Source organism: Streptococcus sp. HMSC072D03 (assembly GCF_001812855.1).
Lineage (GTDB): Bacteria > Bacillota > Bacilli > Lactobacillales > Streptococcaceae > Streptococcus > Streptococcus salivarius_D.
In genome coordinates this window covers 25,934-44,380 of sequence record NZ_KV810624.1, presented here as the reverse complement: position 1 = coordinate 44,380, position 18,447 = coordinate 25,934, and the positions used below count along the sequence as shown (strand labels likewise).

Genomic DNA, 18,447 nt, shown 5'->3' with positions numbered 1-18,447 from the left:
GCTCTTGACGCTTCTTATCCGCCTCAATACTCGCTACCACAGCAGTATTAGCTACTGCTGTAGCCTCTGAGGTAACCTCTGCTGCTTGTGCTGAGACTGTCGGTACTGACGCTCTTGTTGTTAAATCTGATGAACGTGATGTCTCTAAGTCTTCCGAACGCATTGAGCCTGCCCCACTCTCAGACCCCGTCTGGCTCGTAGCAGTAACTTGACTACTTGATGTCTCACTGTCATGCCCTGTCGCCTTTGAACCACTCATTGAAACTGAAGTAGACTCTGAAGCTTTCTGTGAAGCCGAAGCACTGGTGCTGGCTGACTCACTCGCACTTGTCGAAGCTGACGTACTAGCAGAGGTTGAGACTGAGGTCGAAAGGCTCGCTGATACTGACGCAGAAGCCTGATGACTTGCCGATAGCGATAGTGAGACTGAATCTACTGAGTTTGATACGGAATCTGTGGATGAAGCTGACTGGCTAACAACATCCCCTCTGACTACAGATTCTGTAATAGCTCCCGAATGACCCAAAACCGCTGAATCAGAGGCCGCCAAAACATCTGTCGTCGGACTAACCGTATGCTCTACCGCTGATGGACTTGTTGCTTCATCAGCTTGAACCACATAAGTCGCTACTCCTCCACCTAGTAGAGCTCCAGTCGCGGCTACTCCCTTTAAAAGTCTGTCACTTGTGATTAAAGGTACTTCTTCCTCAACTTGGTGAACTGATACAGATGACGCATCCACTCGACCACTTATTATCTTAAAAAGCCCAAAGTGAGAAGTTGCGGCACGTAACCAATGTTTCCCTGACTTTACCAATTTAAAACGTGTCACACGATCAGTTTCTCGGTACTGACCCTCATTTCTTCTAAAAAACATATATAAACCTTTTCATTTATTTTTTATTTCTATATCTTTTTCATAAGCATATTATCCCATTTTATCATAAAAATAGTCAAAAAATTAGTACTACAACTTATTTTTCAAACTTTATTATTCTCAACTTTTTTTGTAAATCAAAGAAACATAAAAAATCCCTCAGAAACTTAATGTTTGAGGGAAAATTACTTTATAAAAATAGTCAGTTTAATCCCATTAATCTATGATAATCAACTATAACTAATGATAAGAGATAACCATCATGACCAATAGAATAACAAATAATGCAGAACTAAGCCCCAGGGTTAGGCCCTTTAGAAGAGTTTGGCTCGCCCAGTAACTGGTCCTACCAATATTACTCGTGGCATCACTCGAAAAAATCTGAATTTGCCTAGGCTGCAGTGTTACAGTAATAATAAGTGACACACTTAAAATGATGAGTAAAATCATAAAGAATATTTGCATAGACTACCTCAACATACCTATTAAAGTAAAAATTAAACTAATTATAATAACAAAGCCTAACATAAAAAAGAAAATCTTATTTATTTTCTCGCCCCTAGTTTCTTTTTCCTCCACTATGGGCTTTTGTTTTAGCTCCTCCATACGGCCTTCAACCGCATTATGAAATAAGTCTTTATTTGTCATATTTCTCTCTTTCCTATGGGAAGTAGGTCACGATATTACCATCCTCACTAACAAGCACTTGACTGAGTAAAAGATTGCGAACCATGTCTTTTTTGATCTGCTTCTTCATGGTTTCAAAACCTGCAAATGCTTCCTGATAATATTCAACAATTGGATTCTTCTGACTAGCCGTTTGACTCCCAATAGCTTGTTGGAGTTGTTGTAAATAGTCAACCTGTTCAATCCAATTATCATCAATAGCCTTAAGAAGTGATAGACATTGGAAATATCCAAAAAGATCAATAGTGTCTAATTGTTTCTTTTTATCATCTATTTCCCTATAAGCAAACTGATAGATAAGTTCAGCCACAGCTTCAACATCATCAATATCCAGATTATCTGGAATTTTCTCAATATGAAAACTAATGTTTTTGAGAATAAAGTGATACAACTTCTCCTTCTCGCTAAGATCTTCTTCAACCAGAGCAATATCAATATAGTCATCAAGAACCTGCTCAATGGTATCTGTTAAATCCTGATCTTGATTAATAAGGTGATTTCGTTGAGCGTAAATGAGTTCCCGTTGAATGTTCATACTCTCAGCATATTCTAGTGTTTGCTTACGTGAAAAACGTGCTGCACTGTCACTAGCTCTTTGAGCCTTCTCGACCAAACGTCTGTAGCGTCGCCCTACTAATTCTATACTCTCAGTTTTTTCATCAATAGTGTAGTCTTTATAATATTTATGTACCCAGTTAGGACCATACTTTTTGATAACATCATCTTCAAGTGAAACAAAAAATTTAGACATTCCAGGATCTCCCTGACGTCCTGAACGTCCTCTGATTTGTAAATCAATACGCTGACTTTCCATACGTTCAGTCCCAATGACAACAAGACCACCTAATTCGGCTACTCCAGGTCCCAACTTAATATCGGTCCCTCGTCCCGCCATAGAAGTAGCTACCGTGACAGCACCCATCTGACCTGATTCAGCTATCATCTCAGCTTCTCTCGGAGCATTATTAGCATTTAAAAGATTGTGGGCAATTCCTTCCCTTAGGAGAAGGTTAGAATATAATTCAGACATTTCAACCGAACCAACGAATATTAGGAGAGGATTTCCTTTTCGATGATAATGCTTAACATACTCTAGAGAAGCATAGATTTTTTCTGGTAAAGTTACATAAAGATTGTCTGGATAATCTATCCTTTGTTTCGGACGATTGGTCGGAATTTGAACAACTTGCATTCCGTAAGTATCCAAAAATTCTTTTTCTGCCGTCTTACCAGTCCCAGTCATACCTGAAATCTTTTTGAACTTACGAAAAAGGCTTTGATAGGTGACAGAAGCCATGGCACGTGTTTCGGGAGATAACTTTACAAGCTCCTTGGCTTCAATTGCCTGATGCATGCCTCCTTGGAGTTTGGTCAATTCCATCAAGCGTCCAGTCGCTTTATCTAAAAGAACAACTTCTGGTCCATCTTTTCCTTGACGAACAATATAATCTTTATCCTTTTTGAATAGGGTATGAGCTCGGAGAGCATAAATAAGGTGACGCGCAAACGTAGCATTCTCTTTGGCATAGAGATTACTAATTCCTAGATAATTTTCAGCTAACTTTGCACCTTTAGTTGTCAGCCAAACTTCACCCTTTTCTTCCTTGAAAATATAGTCCTGATCCTCAACCAATGTCGTCATGAGTGTATTAATCATGGCATAATAGTTGGATTGAACACGAGGAGAACCTGAAATAACCAAGGGAGTTTGCGCACTATCCAGTAAGACGGAATCAACCTCATCAATAATAGCAAAGTTAAAAGGACGCATGTATTTACCGTCTTTATTCGAAGCTAGATTGTCAATAAGATAGTCAAAGCCCAAACCACTATTTGTCGTATAGATAATATCAGAAGCGTAAATCTCCCTTTTTTCAAAGGTATCAAGTTCTTCACCATCCTCTGCAAAAGGAACGCCAATGGTTAGACCTAGAAACTCGTAAACCTGTCCCATTTCTTCAGCATCACGTTTTGCTAAGTATTCGTTTGTCGTTACAAGTATTGCTCCTTGTCCTGTCAGTGCATTTAAGTAAACTGGCATGGTTGCTGTTAAGGTCTTACCTTCTCCTGTACTCATCTCAGCAATATTTCCCTGATGCATAACGATTGCTCCCATAACCTGAACATCATAGGGAAACATACCTAATACACGCTTAGCTGCTTCACGTACTACTGCGTAAGCCTCTGGTAATAAATCATCTAAACTTTCGCCTTTGTCTAGCCGTTCTCTAAATTCAGTAGTTTTATCTTTTAATGACTGGTCATCCAGTTGTGCCATCTGCTCAGCCCAACCATTAACTTGCTTGAGTACACTTTTTACTGGTTTTAAAGGATTTAAAGAATTAAACATTTTCTTCTCCTACTTCAGTGATTGTCATTCCCTTAAAATCCAATTCTACCATTCCAGCACTCAAGAGGGAGATGGAATAATTGTAGGCTTCATGAGGATAGACGAAGGTGAAAGATTGTTTTTTTTCAATCATCTGCTTAACTTCCTCACCATAACGATTTAAGAAGCTTAATTTAAGATAAACCGTACCTTCAGGAACTGTTGTAAATTGTGATTCGAGACGATAAATATATCCCTTTTTTAACAAAGGTAAGCTAGGTTGCTTTCGACTCGCCTGATAATTTTGAATAGCTAGCCAGGAATGAATCTCAGTTCCTGATGCTATCAAGGGGTTACTGAAATTGACTGAGCCATCTGGATGATGTTCAATTTGGGAACCAAACATATAGGATCTCACATTCGTTCCCCATTGAATCTGAGAGTTATTCTTATGAATCATGTTCATCCCTTTCTTCCAAAATCATTTTCTAAAATCATACGATAAAAATTGAGAAACCAAGCAGTCGCAGTTGAATGGTCATCATTATGTCGTCCAGAAGTTCCCTTGCTAAGAATTCGTGCTCCCGAAGAATATAGGACTTTAGTAATATCCTCGAAGGCTGTTGGGTCCATATCCTCATCTTTCATGTAAGAAACCCCAAAGGTCGTGTTTGAGAAGTCTGCTTTTTCAAACTTATCCCAGAACTTCTGATTAAGGGCCTCGACGCCTTCATTGTCCAAACGTCCCGTCTGCAAATGCAAGACATCAATTCCTGTCGGGAAAACCTCTGGTGCCAAAAGTCTGGCACGATTACCGATGGTACCAACATTGGCTAGAGGTTTAGACATGATAATGGCATGAGGTTCAAAGTCCGCGCCATAGTACATAGATGGGAAAGTTCCCATGGACATCCCAGAGAGAATAAGTTGATCACTGTCAAAGCCTAGGTAATCCAAATAATGTTGGATAGTATCCTTGATACTATTTTCAAGCTCTTCAGTTCCCATGTAGAAAGCTCCCCCCTCTAGGCGAGGATCAGAAAATAGCAGGAAAGGTGTCTCCATAGCCCTCATCATACCAAATCCTTCAAAACCTTCGGCAGGACGAAAACCTGAAAAGTAGACGGACAGCGGTGGCTTGAAATCCCCAGGATAAAAGAAATAATTGATTTCCTGACGTTTACTATCATGGAGAATCCCCCCACCCAATACAAACTTTCCAAATTGAAAACGTGTCCATCGTTGATGGAAATTCCCAACTCTTAGAGCACCATTTCCTTTAGCTTCTAAAGTTGCTGATAAAATATAAGTTCTCCCCTGATCTAAAACAATGGCACCTTTACGCATTTCTTCCTCGCTAACTACAATTGTTCTCACGATTTCTGAAACTGAACCTTCAGGAATAATGCGCAGCACTAATTGGCATTGACAGGTCTGAGCCTTCTCAAATTCTAACCAAAGTTCAACAGGGAAATCCTCAGCTACTCGAATATTAAAACTCCAGTTAAGAATAGGCTTAAAGGAGTCGCCGTAATTCCCATCCAAAGAGATACTTTCAAAACCATTATAAATAACTTTCCCTTTGAATCGAGGATGAACCTGGATCTGATAAGGGAACAATTTATCACCATATTGTCCAGCGAAAAGTGCCTTAGACAGGGTATCTAGCAGATCTTGCTTATCTGAAAAATCTGCTGGTATAGCACAAATTTCTTTCAGAAAGCGACCTACTCGATGGTCCTCTATCAAAAGGTCAGCATCATAAAAGATGGTATAAGGAACTAAGATCTTACGCAAGTCCATCAGCATGAGTAAGGATTCCTGACTATCAACAAGGACCGCATTAAAATTTCTTAGTTTAGCTTGTTTCAAACATTGGAGAATATCACTAGAAAGCCCAGCACGAAGGTAGAAAAAACGAACATTATCGGGGAGTTCATAAGTATTTGACCAATTATCTCGTCCAACCTGCAAAATGCTAATTTTAGACATACTTATCCTCCTTCAAATAGTGCTCCCATTTTTCAACAAAACGCTCTCCTGTATTTTCTCTGATTTTCTCAATTGCTTCAATTAAAGCTTGATTCCAGTACTTTAACTGATCAAGATAATAAGATGCCGCCTCCTCAAATTGTGTTACTTCTTCTAGGATATAACCATTTTTCAAATGTGTTACATAGTCCGAAGTGACCCTATTTATCTGTGGAATCCCAGCACTAATGCCTGCAATTTGAGTATAACGATGTGGTTCCAAGCTGAGATCAACAATAAGACGGGTATACTCAAATTCTTTAATCAAGGCTGTCTCATCAATCAAATTAACAAAATCATAACGATACTCAACTTCCTCATTTTCAGCGAGGTAGTTTTCTGCACTTTGATTATCTTTTATGTGTTTGAATTTTTTCTTATTCAGTTTTTCAGAGATAAGGTGCTCTACGTCTTCTTTAAATGTATCAAAATCATGCGGATTCGCATTGAAAGTTCCAAATACAATATAAGTATTCTGGTGATTTGCTACAAAATCTAAAACCTGATAGATAGCTTCCCAACTGATATCATCTAAATTCACCTGGTAATAGAGTTTAGATGACTTAAGACGTTGGCTCTTTCCAAGTGCTAGACGGGTATCATAAGATGCCATATGCTGAATCTTCTCAGCTTGCTCTGGAAATAGTTTTCTTAATTCTGTAGAAAAGTCCTGAGAATCACTAATAATCAGATCAACAAGTTGCAAATAAGAAGCATAATCCTCTAAGGCGTCATTTTGATTGCGTTCTTTGAAGTAGGTCAAGATTTTCTGATTAGCCTCTGGTAGATGACTATAAAGAGTTTGATTCAGATTACTTTTCGACGCAACGACAAAGCAATCCGAAGGCGTCAATTCTTGAGCAATATAAGCATCAAAAAACTCCCAAATGACTTCTTCCATACTGATATAGTAATTTTTCTTAAAACGATGATCTGTTCTTGGATTACTTACGATCCCTCGTCCATCAAAGAAATGACAAAGTTGCCAAATGCCATCTTCATTCAAATAATCTCGGTGTGTTGCCTGACCATTTTCAAAATGAAGGATACTGGAAACAAATCCTCTGTCATCGTAGACTTCTTCTCTTAAAATCAGGCCATCCTGATAATATCGAATAAGACTCAAATATCCTTCTGGTCCCAACTCTATTTCGGCAAAACGCTGATGATGTTTCTCAACAACAATAACGAAAGGGGTAAAAATAAAGTCACAATCATCATCCCAATCCAAGTCAGATACTTGTAAGCAACGCATGGGCTGCTCTTTGATTCCTTGAATAGCATCAAACACTGAAAAATGCGACACTTCTAAGAGATCAAAGCGGTGCAGAAAATAACGTAAATGTGGTTGATAAGCTAAAAGTAATAATCTAGGCGACATCGCTTGGCCTTGAAAAATACGTGCTTGGTGTAAAGTATCATCAAATTCTATTTTCGAGGTTCTAAAATACCACGGTGTTAAGTCAGGTTGCCAAAACTCTGCCCCTTGACCGTACCAAGCCGGAATTAAATAATACATATGTTCTCCCATTTTTTATGAATTCAAAATAATTAACGATATATTAAGGATGATAGGTAGGCAGGTCAAAAAGATCACCAGACTACCTATCACTCTCAAATGAATAATTGAGGTGATATAAATAATTTTAACTTTTAATCTAGTCAAATAAACCTTTATAGGATTCATTTAGGGTCATAGCTGCAATTTCTTCGCGTACATTGTATACCATTCCACTGTAAATCAAAAACATTCCAGGAATCATACTAAGTTGTAAGTACTGCGGATTAATAAGCACAATCATCATAGGGCCACCTGCCATGATAACTGTATAAATTGCCCCAATAACAGCAAATTTCATGACAACTTTATTGATATAACGGCTTGTATCAGGGCCAGGATAAACATTGTAAATGTACTCTCCTGATTTTCGCATGCGTTCTGCAATTTGTTCACCACTAACGTTTACGAAAGCAAAAGCAATCCCCAAAACAAATAAGACCACCTGATAGAGAACAAGCCAAATCGGATGTCCCACTGTCAGAGCTTCAATCCAACTATTTGTCCAACCGTTTTTAGGAAATAAAATCTGAATCAAGATAAGAAGATATTGAGGAATAGAGACTAGAGAAATTGCGTACATGAAGGGCATCCCACCTGCTGGGGTAAGCATAACATCAAGATAGGAATACTGGCTAAAACGATTATGAATATTAACCTTATTGATGGGAATGCGATACCGTGCTCTTTGGACAATAACTGCAATATATAAGAAGAGCAAACCCATGATAATCAGAGAGAGAATAATCGGTAATCCTATATGTAGTCGTGTAATACTCTCTCCAATTTGCCTAGGTAGATTAGCAACCATACTGGCCATCAAAATGACAATAGAACCTCCTATACCAAAGAAAGAATTCAAATCCGATAGCCAGACTAAAAAGAAGGTTCCCGCAATTAGAAGGATAGTGTTCGTTAGGATAGCCAATCCTTTAGGAATTCCTACTTCAATCGGAAGGCTTAGAGACACCGCTAAAGACTGGATGAGAGCGATGGCAAAGGTCAAATACATTTTGCGTCGATCCTGTATTTCTATTGGTAGCTTACTTAAACCAGACTTTTTTGAAAACGAAAACATCTGCCAAAGAATCATGGCTGACATCCAAGGGGACAAGCCCACAGAAAAAAGTGAAAATGAACTTAAATTACCACCCATCATAGCACTTGTGAAGGCTATCGAATTGGATAACCCTCCTAAGAGTTTTGGGTGCTTCAAATCTATAAATGGTAAGACTAAATGGCTTCCCAAAACATAAATAAAGAGGAAAAGAACTGTCCAAGATAAACGTTTAAAAACAATAGATTGTAATATTTTTTTCATTAGCAGCCACTCTCCTCCTTCTCACTAATACGCTTAGCAACCAATTGATTAATAGCATTCACCATCAATTCAGGATTTTCATGTGAAAAAATAGCTTGATAAGATTGATTTGGAGCTTGTGTATTCTCAAAAGTTAGTAAAGGAAGCTGATTTTGAGTTACGTACCCATAGATTTCTGGTAATTTATCATAATGATTAATATCCAGATAGAAATCAACTTTAGATAGCTCATATTCAACAAGCAAAGGATAGGTATTTTGATAAAGGGTTACATTTGGATGGCGAGATAACACTAAAAGTTCTGTAGCCATATAGGTATAGGCAGCGATGATAAAATGAACCTGAGGCAGATGCTGAACTAAGTATTCAATCTGTTCCAATAAGTAGGAGTTCGTCAAAGTATAACACGTCAACACGGTAGATTCACGGTTAGATTCTAACTCAAAGCCCCGATTTGTCCATGTTTTCAAAATTTGAGACCATTCCATGAGACAGTACCGCCACCAAACCTCACGCAGTCGTACTACTGAAAACTGATTCCACGGTTTATCCGGAGAAATATAATGTAAAATCAAAGGTAGTGGTTCAAGAGGAATTTCAAAAACAAAACGATGACCTCCCTCGGCTGCACCAGCATCAAAACCAATTTGAAAATTATAAGTATCAGGTAAATTCAGGTAGCGGTCTTCAAATACCATATTGAGTATTGATTGATCACCCTCTCCTACATTTGCGTGCTCCCGTTCAGTTATATCCACTAGTTTTTGACGGATATGTTCCTCTTTCCATAAACGATTGTTAATTAGCAATACACCTGCATTAAAACCAACACCGGCACCAAAACATGAACGAACAGCTCCGACATAATTGTCTCCCAATTCCTGTTCAAAAAGACTATCTAGATTACCTGTGACTATCAAATCACTATCAAGATAAAGTACCTTATCTTCATGTACGAAATCAGGTATAAAATAACGCGCAAAGGTCATATGGTTGATATGTCCCAACTTATTAGTCCAATTCATCTGAAATTGAGGACCAATTAACTTAATATCAAGAAGCTCTCCTCCGAGTCTCTCCACATGCTCTCTCGTGGCACGGAACCACTCGACTGGGATATCTTGATTAAAAAGGTATATTTTAAGCTGACGATTGTGATAACAAAGAGATTTTAAAGCGGTCTCTATTTGACGAATATAAGCATAATCTCCTGCCAATACTACTGTATTTTTATTATTCATATATCTTTCTTATTCTACCGGCAAACGAGATAAGTCTGCCACGATTTGTTTGGTGTAGGTTTCATCTTCGATGAATTCAATATCTTGGTCAAAGTTATACTCCGCCGTGTGTTTGTGTTTGAGTTTAACTTTTGTTGTCGCACCCATTTTTAGCCATTCATATTCAGAGTCAATATGTCCAATATCCAAGGCTTGATAACCATCTTTAGCTAGATTTGCAACTAATACTTTAGCCGTTGGGCCCAACATGATGAGTATAAGATGATTATCCGCATACTTACGAATTGTTGACTCAATAGCATCCACATCCTTATAAGCACAATGAGAAGAGCAGACAATACGTTTGATAGATAAGGCCTGATCGAATAAATCATTACCAACCCCAGAACGAGATGTAGCTCCTTCTACTATTAAGAGATTTTTGTTTTCCCATAACCTTTTTAGCTTTTCAAACTGTGACTCGGCGTTTGTTTTATCTAAAAAATCAATATAAGGACGTGAGATAAAGGTTGAACCATACCATGGTGCCGGTGCAATTTGACGATAAAAATCATCATAATGATCCAAATGCTTTTTCCAAAAATCTTCTGCCCACCACGTAAATTTGAAGCGATCTTCGAAAGCATCTGGCAAACAGACTAAGAGTTTTTCTGAACTGTTCATTCCAACCAACTCACGTAGAGTTCGTGCCAGTTCAGGATGATAATCTTGGTAGGCGATAGAATGGCCAGCTATTAGATTGATTTCACCATCCCCAAAACGAATGACAGATGAATGATTTTCCCTAATGAAGTCCAGACTCTCATCAATGGACTTAACCGTTGGTAGAGGGAGAATTTTAGGCAAGCTTCCTTCTCCATCCAATTGTTCAATCGCCGTGATCAGTTCCTGTGGTCGCTCACTTGAAAAAAGAAACTGCCCATGGTTCCCGTGTTGGGTTTTATAAAAACCAAAACTAGGAATCCCCGCCAATTCTACCTGTGATAGAATATCACCAGCTTCATCGCCATGATTAATATCCAAATAAATATCCGCACTATGGATCAACTGGCTCAACTGCTCCTGATTGATCGCAGGATACAAACTAACATTGGGATGTTGCTTTAATTCGACTAACTTAGGTCCCATAGCTGTCCAAGCACCGATATGAAACTGCACAAATGGAAGAGCACAGACCAGTTCTTCGATCGACTCGAGATCTTGCGTTTGGGTCATGGTTAAGGAGTGCAATCGTGGAAGCTCGTGAACTTCTCCCCATTCACCTGTCTTTATACGCTCTTTAATGAGTGAATGCATTTGTTCAATCGTGTTGACCTCTAACTGTGCTTGCTCACTATGTCTGGTTTCTGGGAAGGACAAGATCGGTTTCCCTGTTTTCGCATAAGCCGCCAAGGTTGCTTGATCAGCAGTACCATAGTTAATATCTAAATAGGCAGCAGAACGATTGATAAGTTCTTCCAATACTGGAGGGACGACTTCTGGATACAATCTCACATTTTCATATTTTGCAAGACGCATCAATTCCTCTCCCATTTCCGTATAGGCAGCAATATGGAACAAGGCCTTCGGATGTCCCTGAATCAATTCCTCAAGGTTTTTGAAGGATTGAGAATTGGTCAAATTGAACAGATGGAGCTCATAATCTGGATCCATCTCTATCTGGAAGTCCCCCATATGGTGAGACAAGACCTGACTGTAATCCATGTCGTGGAAAGCCCACCATAATTGGCGGAAACGATTGGCACTTAGTGTCGCCCATGGTTTTCGGTGTGAGACAAAATGCACAACATAGGGATCTTCACTATCTTTAAAGTGATTTGGCCAATGACTCATAAAAGCAGTCACGTCATGACCAACTTGGAGGTTCATCCTTTTATCCAAGGCTAACCATCTATCACGAAAGACCTTATTAAAGATTGTCTGATCCCCATTAAATTTAGGAATATTTCCTTCTAAAGCTTGCTGGAGTGAGCCATTCGTCTCATTCACCAACTGCTCTGTCATATTTTCTCGTTTCCACAAACCATTATCAATTAATAAGACACCGGAATTAAAACTTTGGTTATCTGTGTCCATCACGGCTGCAATCGGGTGGCCCTTCATATCTATTTCAAAGATATCCTCTAAGTTCTTTAGAACCAGCAAATCCGCATCGAGATACAGCACCTTTTCCTCTGAGATATACTTCGGAATAAAGTAGCGGGAATAAGCATCCAGACTAATATGTTCCTGAGTCCACCAGGTATCCTTCACATCGTCTGGATTCAATTTGACATCAATGAGGTCGCCCCCTAAGAGCTGAGCCATCTTCCGTGGTTTTCGAAACCAGTCTGGAAGGATATCTCGATTCAAAACATAAATTTTCACATTTTTATTGTGATAAAAGATAGATTTTATAGTCGTCGATAACTGAGCGGTAAAGTTCTGATTTCCTGCTAGAACAATCGCCCGACTTTTTGTATCATGCATGAAAACTCTTCTCCTTGATCCGTTTTTTTACCAGTACTTGCTGATAAGCTTCCATGTCTCCATGTTTTAAGGTCTCTTCTTCATGAATGGCCAATCGCCACTTGTAGGCAGCAATTTCTACATCTATTAAGCCCTTTGGAGCTCCGATCAATTGAAGAATCATCATGCGTTCTTCGATACTTTGTAACGGATAAACATCTGCAAGGTTGACCGTTTTGGTCACACTTGTCTCACGTTTACGATGCAGATAGATGGCACGGTTCATATAGACAATTTTATCGGCTTGTAGATAGACCTTGTAGGTCGTATAATCATCCTCTACCGTTTTATCTGTTGGATAAACAATCTCTTTAAACAATTCCGCCTTATAAAGCTTTGCCCAAGGGACCGTGAAACATTGGCTCAGATTATATTGCCCATCATATTGATGTTGGAACCACTCAAAAGGAGAATAGACACGCTCGAAATAATCATTTCCCCCAACATGGATTAAAAAGTTCCCCTCTTCTTCCATAAATTGAGTGAAATTTCCAATTGCAATATCTGCATCTGCTTTTTTCAGCAAATGATATAAACTCTCGATATGATCCAGTTCCAACCAATCATCGTTATCCACAAAGAGAATGTAGTCTCCCGTCACCGCTTCTAAAGCACGATTCCGACTAGATCCAACTCCTCCATTAGGCTTATGATAGACCTTCACTCGAGGGTCCTGAATCTTGTAGCGTTGGCAAATAGCGGCAGAACCATCCGTTGAACCATCGTTGACTAAGATAATTTCTAAATTTTGATAGGTCTGTTGGATGATACTATTTAAGCAATTTTCAAGATAGGCCTCTGAATTATATACAGGGACGATGACACTAATTTTTTCCATTTTTTCCTTCACCTATTTCAACCTAATTCATACCTGATTTAACTCAATTGAGCTAAATATTCTTGAATAACAGCAATCATATCATCAATATCCTCTACATGAAAACAGTAACTATCCCCTTCAATCTCACAATGATTGGTAACATCAAAAGAAAAGATAGGTTTTTTCAACGCAGTAACCTTTTGAATAATATCATAAATCTCTTCATGATAATTGATATCCAAATAAAAATCCAATTTATCCAACACAGCTTGAGCATTGTACCGTGTAAAACGAGGATAAAGCGAAACATTGGAGTAGGCTTCTAAAGCAATTACACTAGGAGCAAAATTTGTGTAAGCAAGGATATTAAATTGAACATTTGGCAATGCTTCCACCAATGTTTCAATATGTTCCATAGCTGCCGAATTCGTAAATACTGCTGTTTGGAATTTGGGCCTTCCTACCAAATCCTTGAAATGACGTTTGGTAATATCCTTTCGTAACAAGATTTCAGACCATTCCAGACCATAATAAAACCACCAGATATCCCGACAACGATTCAAATTCCACTGATACCAAGGCTTCTCTCCCGCATAGTGAACGATTACTGCGTCCTTCTCCAGCTGGTCTGCCTTATCATACCATTCAGGGACGTTAAAGGTGTGAGCAAACGTATCCATACCAACCATTACATTGTAGACTTCTGGTAGTTTTTTCCAACGTCCTTTAAAATGACGATTAAGGATTCCTTGATCTCCAAACTCCTCTTGATGATAGCGATTCGTCAATTCCAGCAACTGGTGGCTAGCTTTTTCTTCTCTCCAAAGCACAGTGTTCACAAGGAGCACACCTGCATTAAACTTAGAAGCATCTATGCCATCCGTAACTGCGGCCAAAGCATGATTTTCTATATCTTCTTCGAAGAGAGGTGTCAAATCTCCAGTGACAACAATATCAGAATCTAGATAAAGTGCTCGGTCTTCTGTAACAACATCTGCAATAAAATAACGATAAAAGGTAGCATAACTTAAATGATCCATGGGTAGCGAATACCCTTTTATCTGATCAGAAGAAATCTTAATATTCCGAATTTGTGATTGAACAGACTCTAATCTTCTCCCCATCAACCAGAACCACTCCTGAGGGAGATTGTCATTGATCACATAAAAAATAATTTGACTGTTTGTCGCAACAATAGATTTTATAGTTACCTCTAGCTTTTCCATGTAACCATTATCACCAGCAAGAACGATTGCCCTTTTCACTGAAATTTTCCCCCTCTTTTTTCTCAATTATCCTTTTATAAAGTAAATAAGAAATTAATAGCATCTATTAAAAGCTTCTTAGTGATATACCCCTCTTTTAGGAGGAAAGCAAACCCTTGAGCCCTACTACTAATTTCTTGATAGGATTCTGGAGCCATATTTTGAACCAATTGATTGGCTTCTTCCAAACTGTTCACAGCAAATCCTAAACCACGCTCTTCAATCAGATGACTATTTGATAAGGTGTTGGGCACAATCACAGGAATTCCTGCCGCCAGATAGGTGCTGAGCTTATGTGAAATATTCATTTCGTAGTAATCAACATTCTCCCCATCGTTATACTGGGTATTCCAGACAAGACCAAAGCCTCCCTTTGATAGTTCCATCAGGAGTTCTTCATTGCGCTTCCATCCTTCAATCACCAAATTGGCTTCTGGATTGCTCTTTGGCTCATTCGCAAAAACTCGCAAAGGGGTTTCATAAACCCAATTTTGCAACTCTGGAAAGCGTGTCAAAGATCCTGCAAAGAAAATCTCTTTTTTAAATACTGGTTGGTTCAAACTGAGGTTATGAGGATGATCCCAAAATTCTTGAATCAAGATTTTTTCCACAGTCAGACCTGCTTCACACAGACGGTTAACCATTTGTTGTGAAGGCGCAATAATGACATCTGCTTGATTGAACATCTCCATATAAGTCGGCATTAGGTAGGCATTATCACGAAACATTAGTGGAATAACGTCATGGATAAAAATCACTAGTTTAACTCTTAAATCCTTCAGCTTCGCTACAAATTCCGCGTCAAACTCCCAACCATTCCAAGTTGGCGATTGAAAAATCACAATATCACCAAATGAGATACTTGCCATGATTCCATCTAGACGCTTGCTTCTCTCACTCGGACTATCTGTAGAGATATTATAAAAATAGATTCCAATCTCTCGATACCCCAAAGCACGCGCAATATCCGTCACAGCATTCTGAGCTAAGATGACAGTGCTATCCCCTGCCATACCATATAGATTTGTAATATGTACTTTAGTCATGGTTTCCCTTCTTTATTTTTCTGACATTCGAAAAATCATCTTCAACTCTTCTTTTGTTGCTAGCATTGGATGCATCTTTTGCTTATCATAGACTGATTGATATCTTTTAGGATCTTCCAGCTGAGATAGTTCATCGAGCAAGTCTGTAATTGCATCTTTTTGAAACAGGTGATCTTTTATATAGAGGTCTGGTCGGTGACAGGTTTCCTCAAAAGCATATAAAATCATTCCTCTTTCAAGAGCCATTCGATTTCCGTCTAAAATTTCATCCGCATATGCGATATCTAGGTAAATACGGCATTTATTTAATAACCGCTCATAATTCTCACCTGAAATTCCTGGATAAAGGTGAACATTCGGATAATCATTGAGACGTACTAATCGTTCCCCCATCTCTGTCAAGGCTGCAATATGAAACTGAAAATGAGGAAGAGCAGTCACAAGAACTTCAATCTGTTCGATTTCTTGAGTGTTTGTCAAAATGAGAACCTGTGGCTGAAATTCCCTCAAATCTCCCAAATAGGTAGGGAAAAATAATAGACGATCATGCGATGCTCTGTCGTTAGCATCACGAACTAACACTTTTACACCCTCGTCCAATAGAGGAGCAAGTTCTGCTTCAGGAAGAGTTGACCGATCATAGAAGATAATCTGCTCCTTCGCAAGTTTGGGTAAAGCCTTCAACAATTCTGGATCAGACAAAAATACTGTTTCAACCTGCAAAAGAACTTCTTGAAGAAGGGCTTTTTTCGCTTCTTCTATCGAGGGAAATCCCTGTTCTAAACCATCGGTCGTTTGATAGAGCGCACGATCATGCTGATGGAATAAATGTAGTTTTCCCATTTTATCATTCATATAAACAGATAGATGACATTCATTTGCACTCCAAACTTCTTCCAGAAAAAGTCTTCCAGAAAGATCATAGTAATCACAAGTAGAACAATTGTCATCTGGATTATACCACTCTACTTTTTTGACCCTTTGAGGGTAATCCTGATAACAGTCTATTCTCCCCCTCCTCACTCCATCAGAAACAATATCCCCATTCGCATACACTTCCCAAAACGGGGGTAACGAAAGACCAGTCATATGCAGAGGTGAATTTACTTTTTGATTAGAAAAAATAAAATCCAGAATATTTTCTATCTGTAGAGGCTGGATGGGTATTCCAATTTGTTCTAGGTCATCTCTCAACCTCTCATCATCTGAAGTCCATTCATTTACCAGATAATACATCGTTATTTTTTCCCCTATTCGTCAAAAACTCTCTCCATTGTCCAATAATTTGATCTGTCATATATCGTTCAGCCAATTTATAAGAACCTTCTCGTAGAAAATTTAAGTTTCCAAAAGCCTTCTGCATACTTCTCTTCAAGTCAGCAACCACTTCTTCATGTGATTGATTTACAAAGGGAACGAGAAAACCATTTCGATCATTTTTAATAAAAGTGGGATTCCCATAGGGAACGTCTGTTCCCACCATAACAAGGCCAGACCCTATCGCCTCTAGTAAAGTTAACCCAAACGTTTCCCACTCGGAAGTGGCCAAATAAAGTTCATATGCCTTAAAACGAGTTTGAAGGTCTTGGTGCCCCTTGAGATGAATATAACTTTGAGCATTTAACTGCTTAATTTTTTCTTCTATTTCTTGCCAAAGCATACCTTGACCATAAATGTCCAATGTAACCTCTGGGATTTTTTCATGCAAGGCCACTACCGCATCAATCGCTAGGTCCAATCTCTTTCTCCGTTCAAACCGTGCTGCAATCATCAGGCTATAAGGCTTGCGATTATCAGAATATTGCAACCTTTCAAGCCCTCCGACTGGCAAGACAGATACAGGCTTATCCGACGACAGATCCCGTTCTAATTCTTCCTTTTGAGCTTCCGTAGATACAATGATGTGGTCAAAATAGTTAGCATACTGAAAAAGAAGGAAATATTCTGAATTGATACAGTCGCCCCAATGGTGTATCGAATGAAGGACACACGATAAGGTTGCTTCACCCTTCATTTTTAAAAGAGTCTGCGTAAAGGGAAGACGCTCTAAACGATCAACAATGATATGGTCTTTTGCAGAAAATTGTAAGGTGCCGATCGCTTGGCTCAAAAGCTCCGACTCACTGTAAAACCAATGAGTCCCCTGCCGATAGACCGATTTCGTCAAATCACCTGGTGTCTTTTTGATTTCCTCCAAAGCTATGGAACCATCCAAATTATAAAAAAGACGCTGAAAGACTCTTGCTTCTAAGCCCGCATCAGTGGGAACAGCTGTAAAATATTCAGTGTAAAGCTTTACACTCCCGTAATGTTCCCTACGAAGAAGATGACCAGCTACATAATAATCGACATAATCAACATAATTTGACTTAAGAGTATTTCGATGAAAGACAAGAGAAATCCCATTCTCTTCCGGAAATATTAACTCTTGATCTCGTTCAATTGGAGTGGAATGGAGATTCAAACCTCGCTTCATTTTCTCCACACTCATTGTCAAGGTCATATCACGCTGATCTGTTAATAACATATGTGCTATAACAATTTCATCTTCCGCATATCCCAAAGATAAATAGTAATCCCATTTATATCTAGGAGGAACTTGCGTAAAGACAAAACGTGCTGGACACCCCAGTTTCCTAAAGATTTGTCCCCGGTAAGCCTGGGCAACATCGACACCATTAGGCTCTAATTCCACCATCAGATTAAAAGTGTAAATCATCTCTCCTCCCAGCAAGTTCCAGTTGTACTCTGATAACGATTTTTG

15 protein-coding genes are annotated in these 18,447 nt (G+C 38.9%); all 15 read right to left on the bottom strand.

Annotated elements, in window-relative coordinates:
• Positions 1 to 877 (bottom strand): accessory Sec-dependent serine-rich glycoprotein adhesin (locus HMPREF2877_RS02135; RefSeq protein ID WP_141751033.1); only part of this gene is annotated, 877 nt, incomplete at its 3' end.
• Between the two features lie 240 nt (positions 878 to 1,117).
• Positions 1,118 to 1,327, bottom strand: coding sequence for an accessory Sec system protein Asp5 (locus HMPREF2877_RS10525; RefSeq protein WP_373419246.1), 210 nt, complete (start codon positions 1,325 to 1,327; stop codon positions 1,118 to 1,120).
• Positions 1,328 to 1,345: 18 nt separating this feature from the next.
• Positions 1,346 to 1,525 carry an accessory Sec system protein Asp4 gene (gene asp4 / locus HMPREF2877_RS02130; protein WP_004182209.1) on the bottom strand — a complete coding sequence of 60 codons (180 nt, stop codon included), beginning with the start codon at positions 1,523 to 1,525 and terminating at the stop codon, positions 1,346 to 1,348.
• A gap of 13 nt (positions 1,526 to 1,538) precedes the next feature.
• Positions 1,539 to 3,914, bottom strand: a complete 2,376-nt coding sequence (gene secA2, locus HMPREF2877_RS02125; protein WP_004182208.1) for an accessory Sec system translocase SecA2 — start codon at positions 3,912 to 3,914, stop codon at positions 1,539 to 1,541.
• Positions 3,907 to 4,353: an accessory Sec system protein Asp3 gene (gene asp3 / locus HMPREF2877_RS02120; RefSeq protein WP_013990277.1), complete on the bottom strand. Its 447-nt coding sequence runs from the start codon at positions 4,351 to 4,353 to the stop codon at positions 3,907 to 3,909. Before asp3 ends, secA2 begins: the two co-directional genes overlap by 8 nt.
• A 2-nt stretch (positions 4,354 to 4,355) precedes the next feature.
• Positions 4,356 to 5,885 carry an accessory Sec system protein Asp2 gene (gene asp2, locus HMPREF2877_RS02115; RefSeq protein WP_070578465.1) on the bottom strand — a complete coding sequence of 510 codons (1,530 nt, stop codon included), beginning with the start codon at positions 5,883 to 5,885 and terminating at the stop codon, positions 4,356 to 4,358.
• Complete coding sequence (gene asp1, locus HMPREF2877_RS02110; RefSeq protein WP_049529322.1) at positions 5,878 to 7,443, bottom strand: accessory Sec system protein Asp1; 1,566 nt, start codon at positions 7,441 to 7,443, stop codon at positions 5,878 to 5,880. Before asp1 ends, asp2 begins: the two co-directional genes overlap by 8 nt.
• A gap of 139 nt (positions 7,444 to 7,582) precedes the next feature.
• Entirely contained in the window at positions 7,583 to 8,803 is a 1,221-nt protein-coding gene (gene secY2 / locus HMPREF2877_RS02105) for an accessory Sec system protein translocase subunit SecY2 (protein ID WP_049529321.1), read from the bottom strand.
• Positions 8,803 to 10,044 carry a glycosyltransferase family 8 protein gene (locus tag HMPREF2877_RS02100; protein WP_049529320.1) on the bottom strand — a complete coding sequence of 414 codons (1,242 nt, stop codon included), beginning with the start codon at positions 10,042 to 10,044 and terminating at the stop codon, positions 8,803 to 8,805. Before HMPREF2877_RS02100 ends, secY2 begins: the two co-directional genes overlap by 1 nt.
• A gap of 9 nt (positions 10,045 to 10,053) precedes the next feature.
• Positions 10,054 to 12,513, bottom strand: a complete 2,460-nt coding sequence (locus tag HMPREF2877_RS02095; RefSeq protein WP_070578462.1) for an SP_1767 family glycosyltransferase — start codon at positions 12,511 to 12,513, stop codon at positions 10,054 to 10,056.
• Positions 12,506 to 13,390: a glycosyltransferase family 2 protein gene (locus HMPREF2877_RS02090; RefSeq protein ID WP_070578458.1), complete on the bottom strand. Its 885-nt coding sequence runs from the start codon at positions 13,388 to 13,390 to the stop codon at positions 12,506 to 12,508. The genes HMPREF2877_RS02095 and HMPREF2877_RS02090 overlap by 8 nt, the downstream gene beginning before the upstream one ends.
• Before the next feature lie 38 nt (positions 13,391 to 13,428).
• The gene (locus HMPREF2877_RS02085; protein WP_070578454.1) at positions 13,429 to 14,637 is read right to left on the bottom strand and encodes a glycosyltransferase; all 1,209 of its coding nucleotides are present in this window, start codon (positions 14,635 to 14,637) and stop codon (positions 13,429 to 13,431) included.
• Between the two features lie 35 nt (positions 14,638 to 14,672).
• A complete protein-coding gene (locus HMPREF2877_RS02080; protein ID WP_013990270.1) occupies positions 14,673 to 15,683 on the bottom strand; it encodes a sugar transferase in 1,011 nt (336 codons plus the stop codon).
• 12 nt (positions 15,684 to 15,695) lie between these two features.
• Positions 15,696 to 16,919: a glycosyltransferase family protein gene (locus HMPREF2877_RS02075; protein WP_070578451.1), complete on the bottom strand. Its 1,224-nt coding sequence runs from the start codon at positions 16,917 to 16,919 to the stop codon at positions 15,696 to 15,698.
• The gene (locus tag HMPREF2877_RS02070) at positions 16,900 to 18,402 is read right to left on the bottom strand and encodes a glycosyltransferase (protein ID WP_045772248.1); all 1,503 of its coding nucleotides are present in this window, start codon (positions 18,400 to 18,402) and stop codon (positions 16,900 to 16,902) included. The genes HMPREF2877_RS02075 and HMPREF2877_RS02070 overlap by 20 nt, the downstream gene beginning before the upstream one ends.
• Positions 18,403 to 18,447 lie beyond the last annotated feature (45 nt).

Bases quoted from the DNA above. Each gene is read 5' to 3' on its own strand.
- HMPREF2877_RS10525 (WP_373419246.1), bottom strand. From the start codon at position 1,327: ATGATTTTACTCATCATTTTAAGTGTGTCACTTATTATTACTGTAACA.
- asp4 (WP_004182209.1), bottom strand. From the start codon at position 1,525: ATGACAAATAAAGACTTATTTCATAATGCGGTTGAAGGCCGTATGGAG.
- secA2 (WP_004182208.1), bottom strand. From the start codon at position 3,914: ATGTTTAATTCTTTAAATCCTTTAAAACCAGTAAAAAGTGTACTCAAG.
- asp3 (WP_013990277.1), bottom strand. From the start codon at position 4,353: ATGATTCATAAGAATAACTCTCAGATTCAATGGGGAACGAATGTGAGA.
- asp2 (WP_070578465.1), bottom strand. From the start codon at position 5,885: ATGTCTAAAATTAGCATTTTGCAGGTTGGACGAGATAATTGGTCAAAT.
- asp1 (WP_049529322.1), bottom strand. From the start codon at position 7,443: ATGTATTATTTAATTCCGGCTTGGTACGGTCAAGGGGCAGAGTTTTGG.
- secY2 (WP_049529321.1), bottom strand. From the start codon at position 8,803: ATGAAAAAAATATTACAATCTATTGTTTTTAAACGTTTATCTTGGACA.
- HMPREF2877_RS02100 (WP_049529320.1), bottom strand. From the start codon at position 10,044: ATGAATAATAAAAATACAGTAGTATTGGCAGGAGATTATGCTTATATT.
- HMPREF2877_RS02095 (WP_070578462.1), bottom strand. From the start codon at position 12,513: ATGCATGATACAAAAAGTCGGGCGATTGTTCTAGCAGGAAATCAGAAC.
- HMPREF2877_RS02090 (WP_070578458.1), bottom strand. From the start codon at position 13,390: ATGGAAAAAATTAGTGTCATCGTCCCTGTATATAATTCAGAGGCCTAT.
- HMPREF2877_RS02080 (WP_013990270.1), bottom strand. From the start codon at position 15,683: ATGACTAAAGTACATATTACAAATCTATATGGTATGGCAGGGGATAGC.
- HMPREF2877_RS02075 (WP_070578451.1), bottom strand. From the start codon at position 16,919: ATGTATTATCTGGTAAATGAATGGACTTCAGATGATGAGAGGTTGAGA.
- HMPREF2877_RS02070 (WP_045772248.1), bottom strand. From the start codon at position 18,402: ATGATTTACACTTTTAATCTGATGGTGGAATTAGAGCCTAATGGTGTC.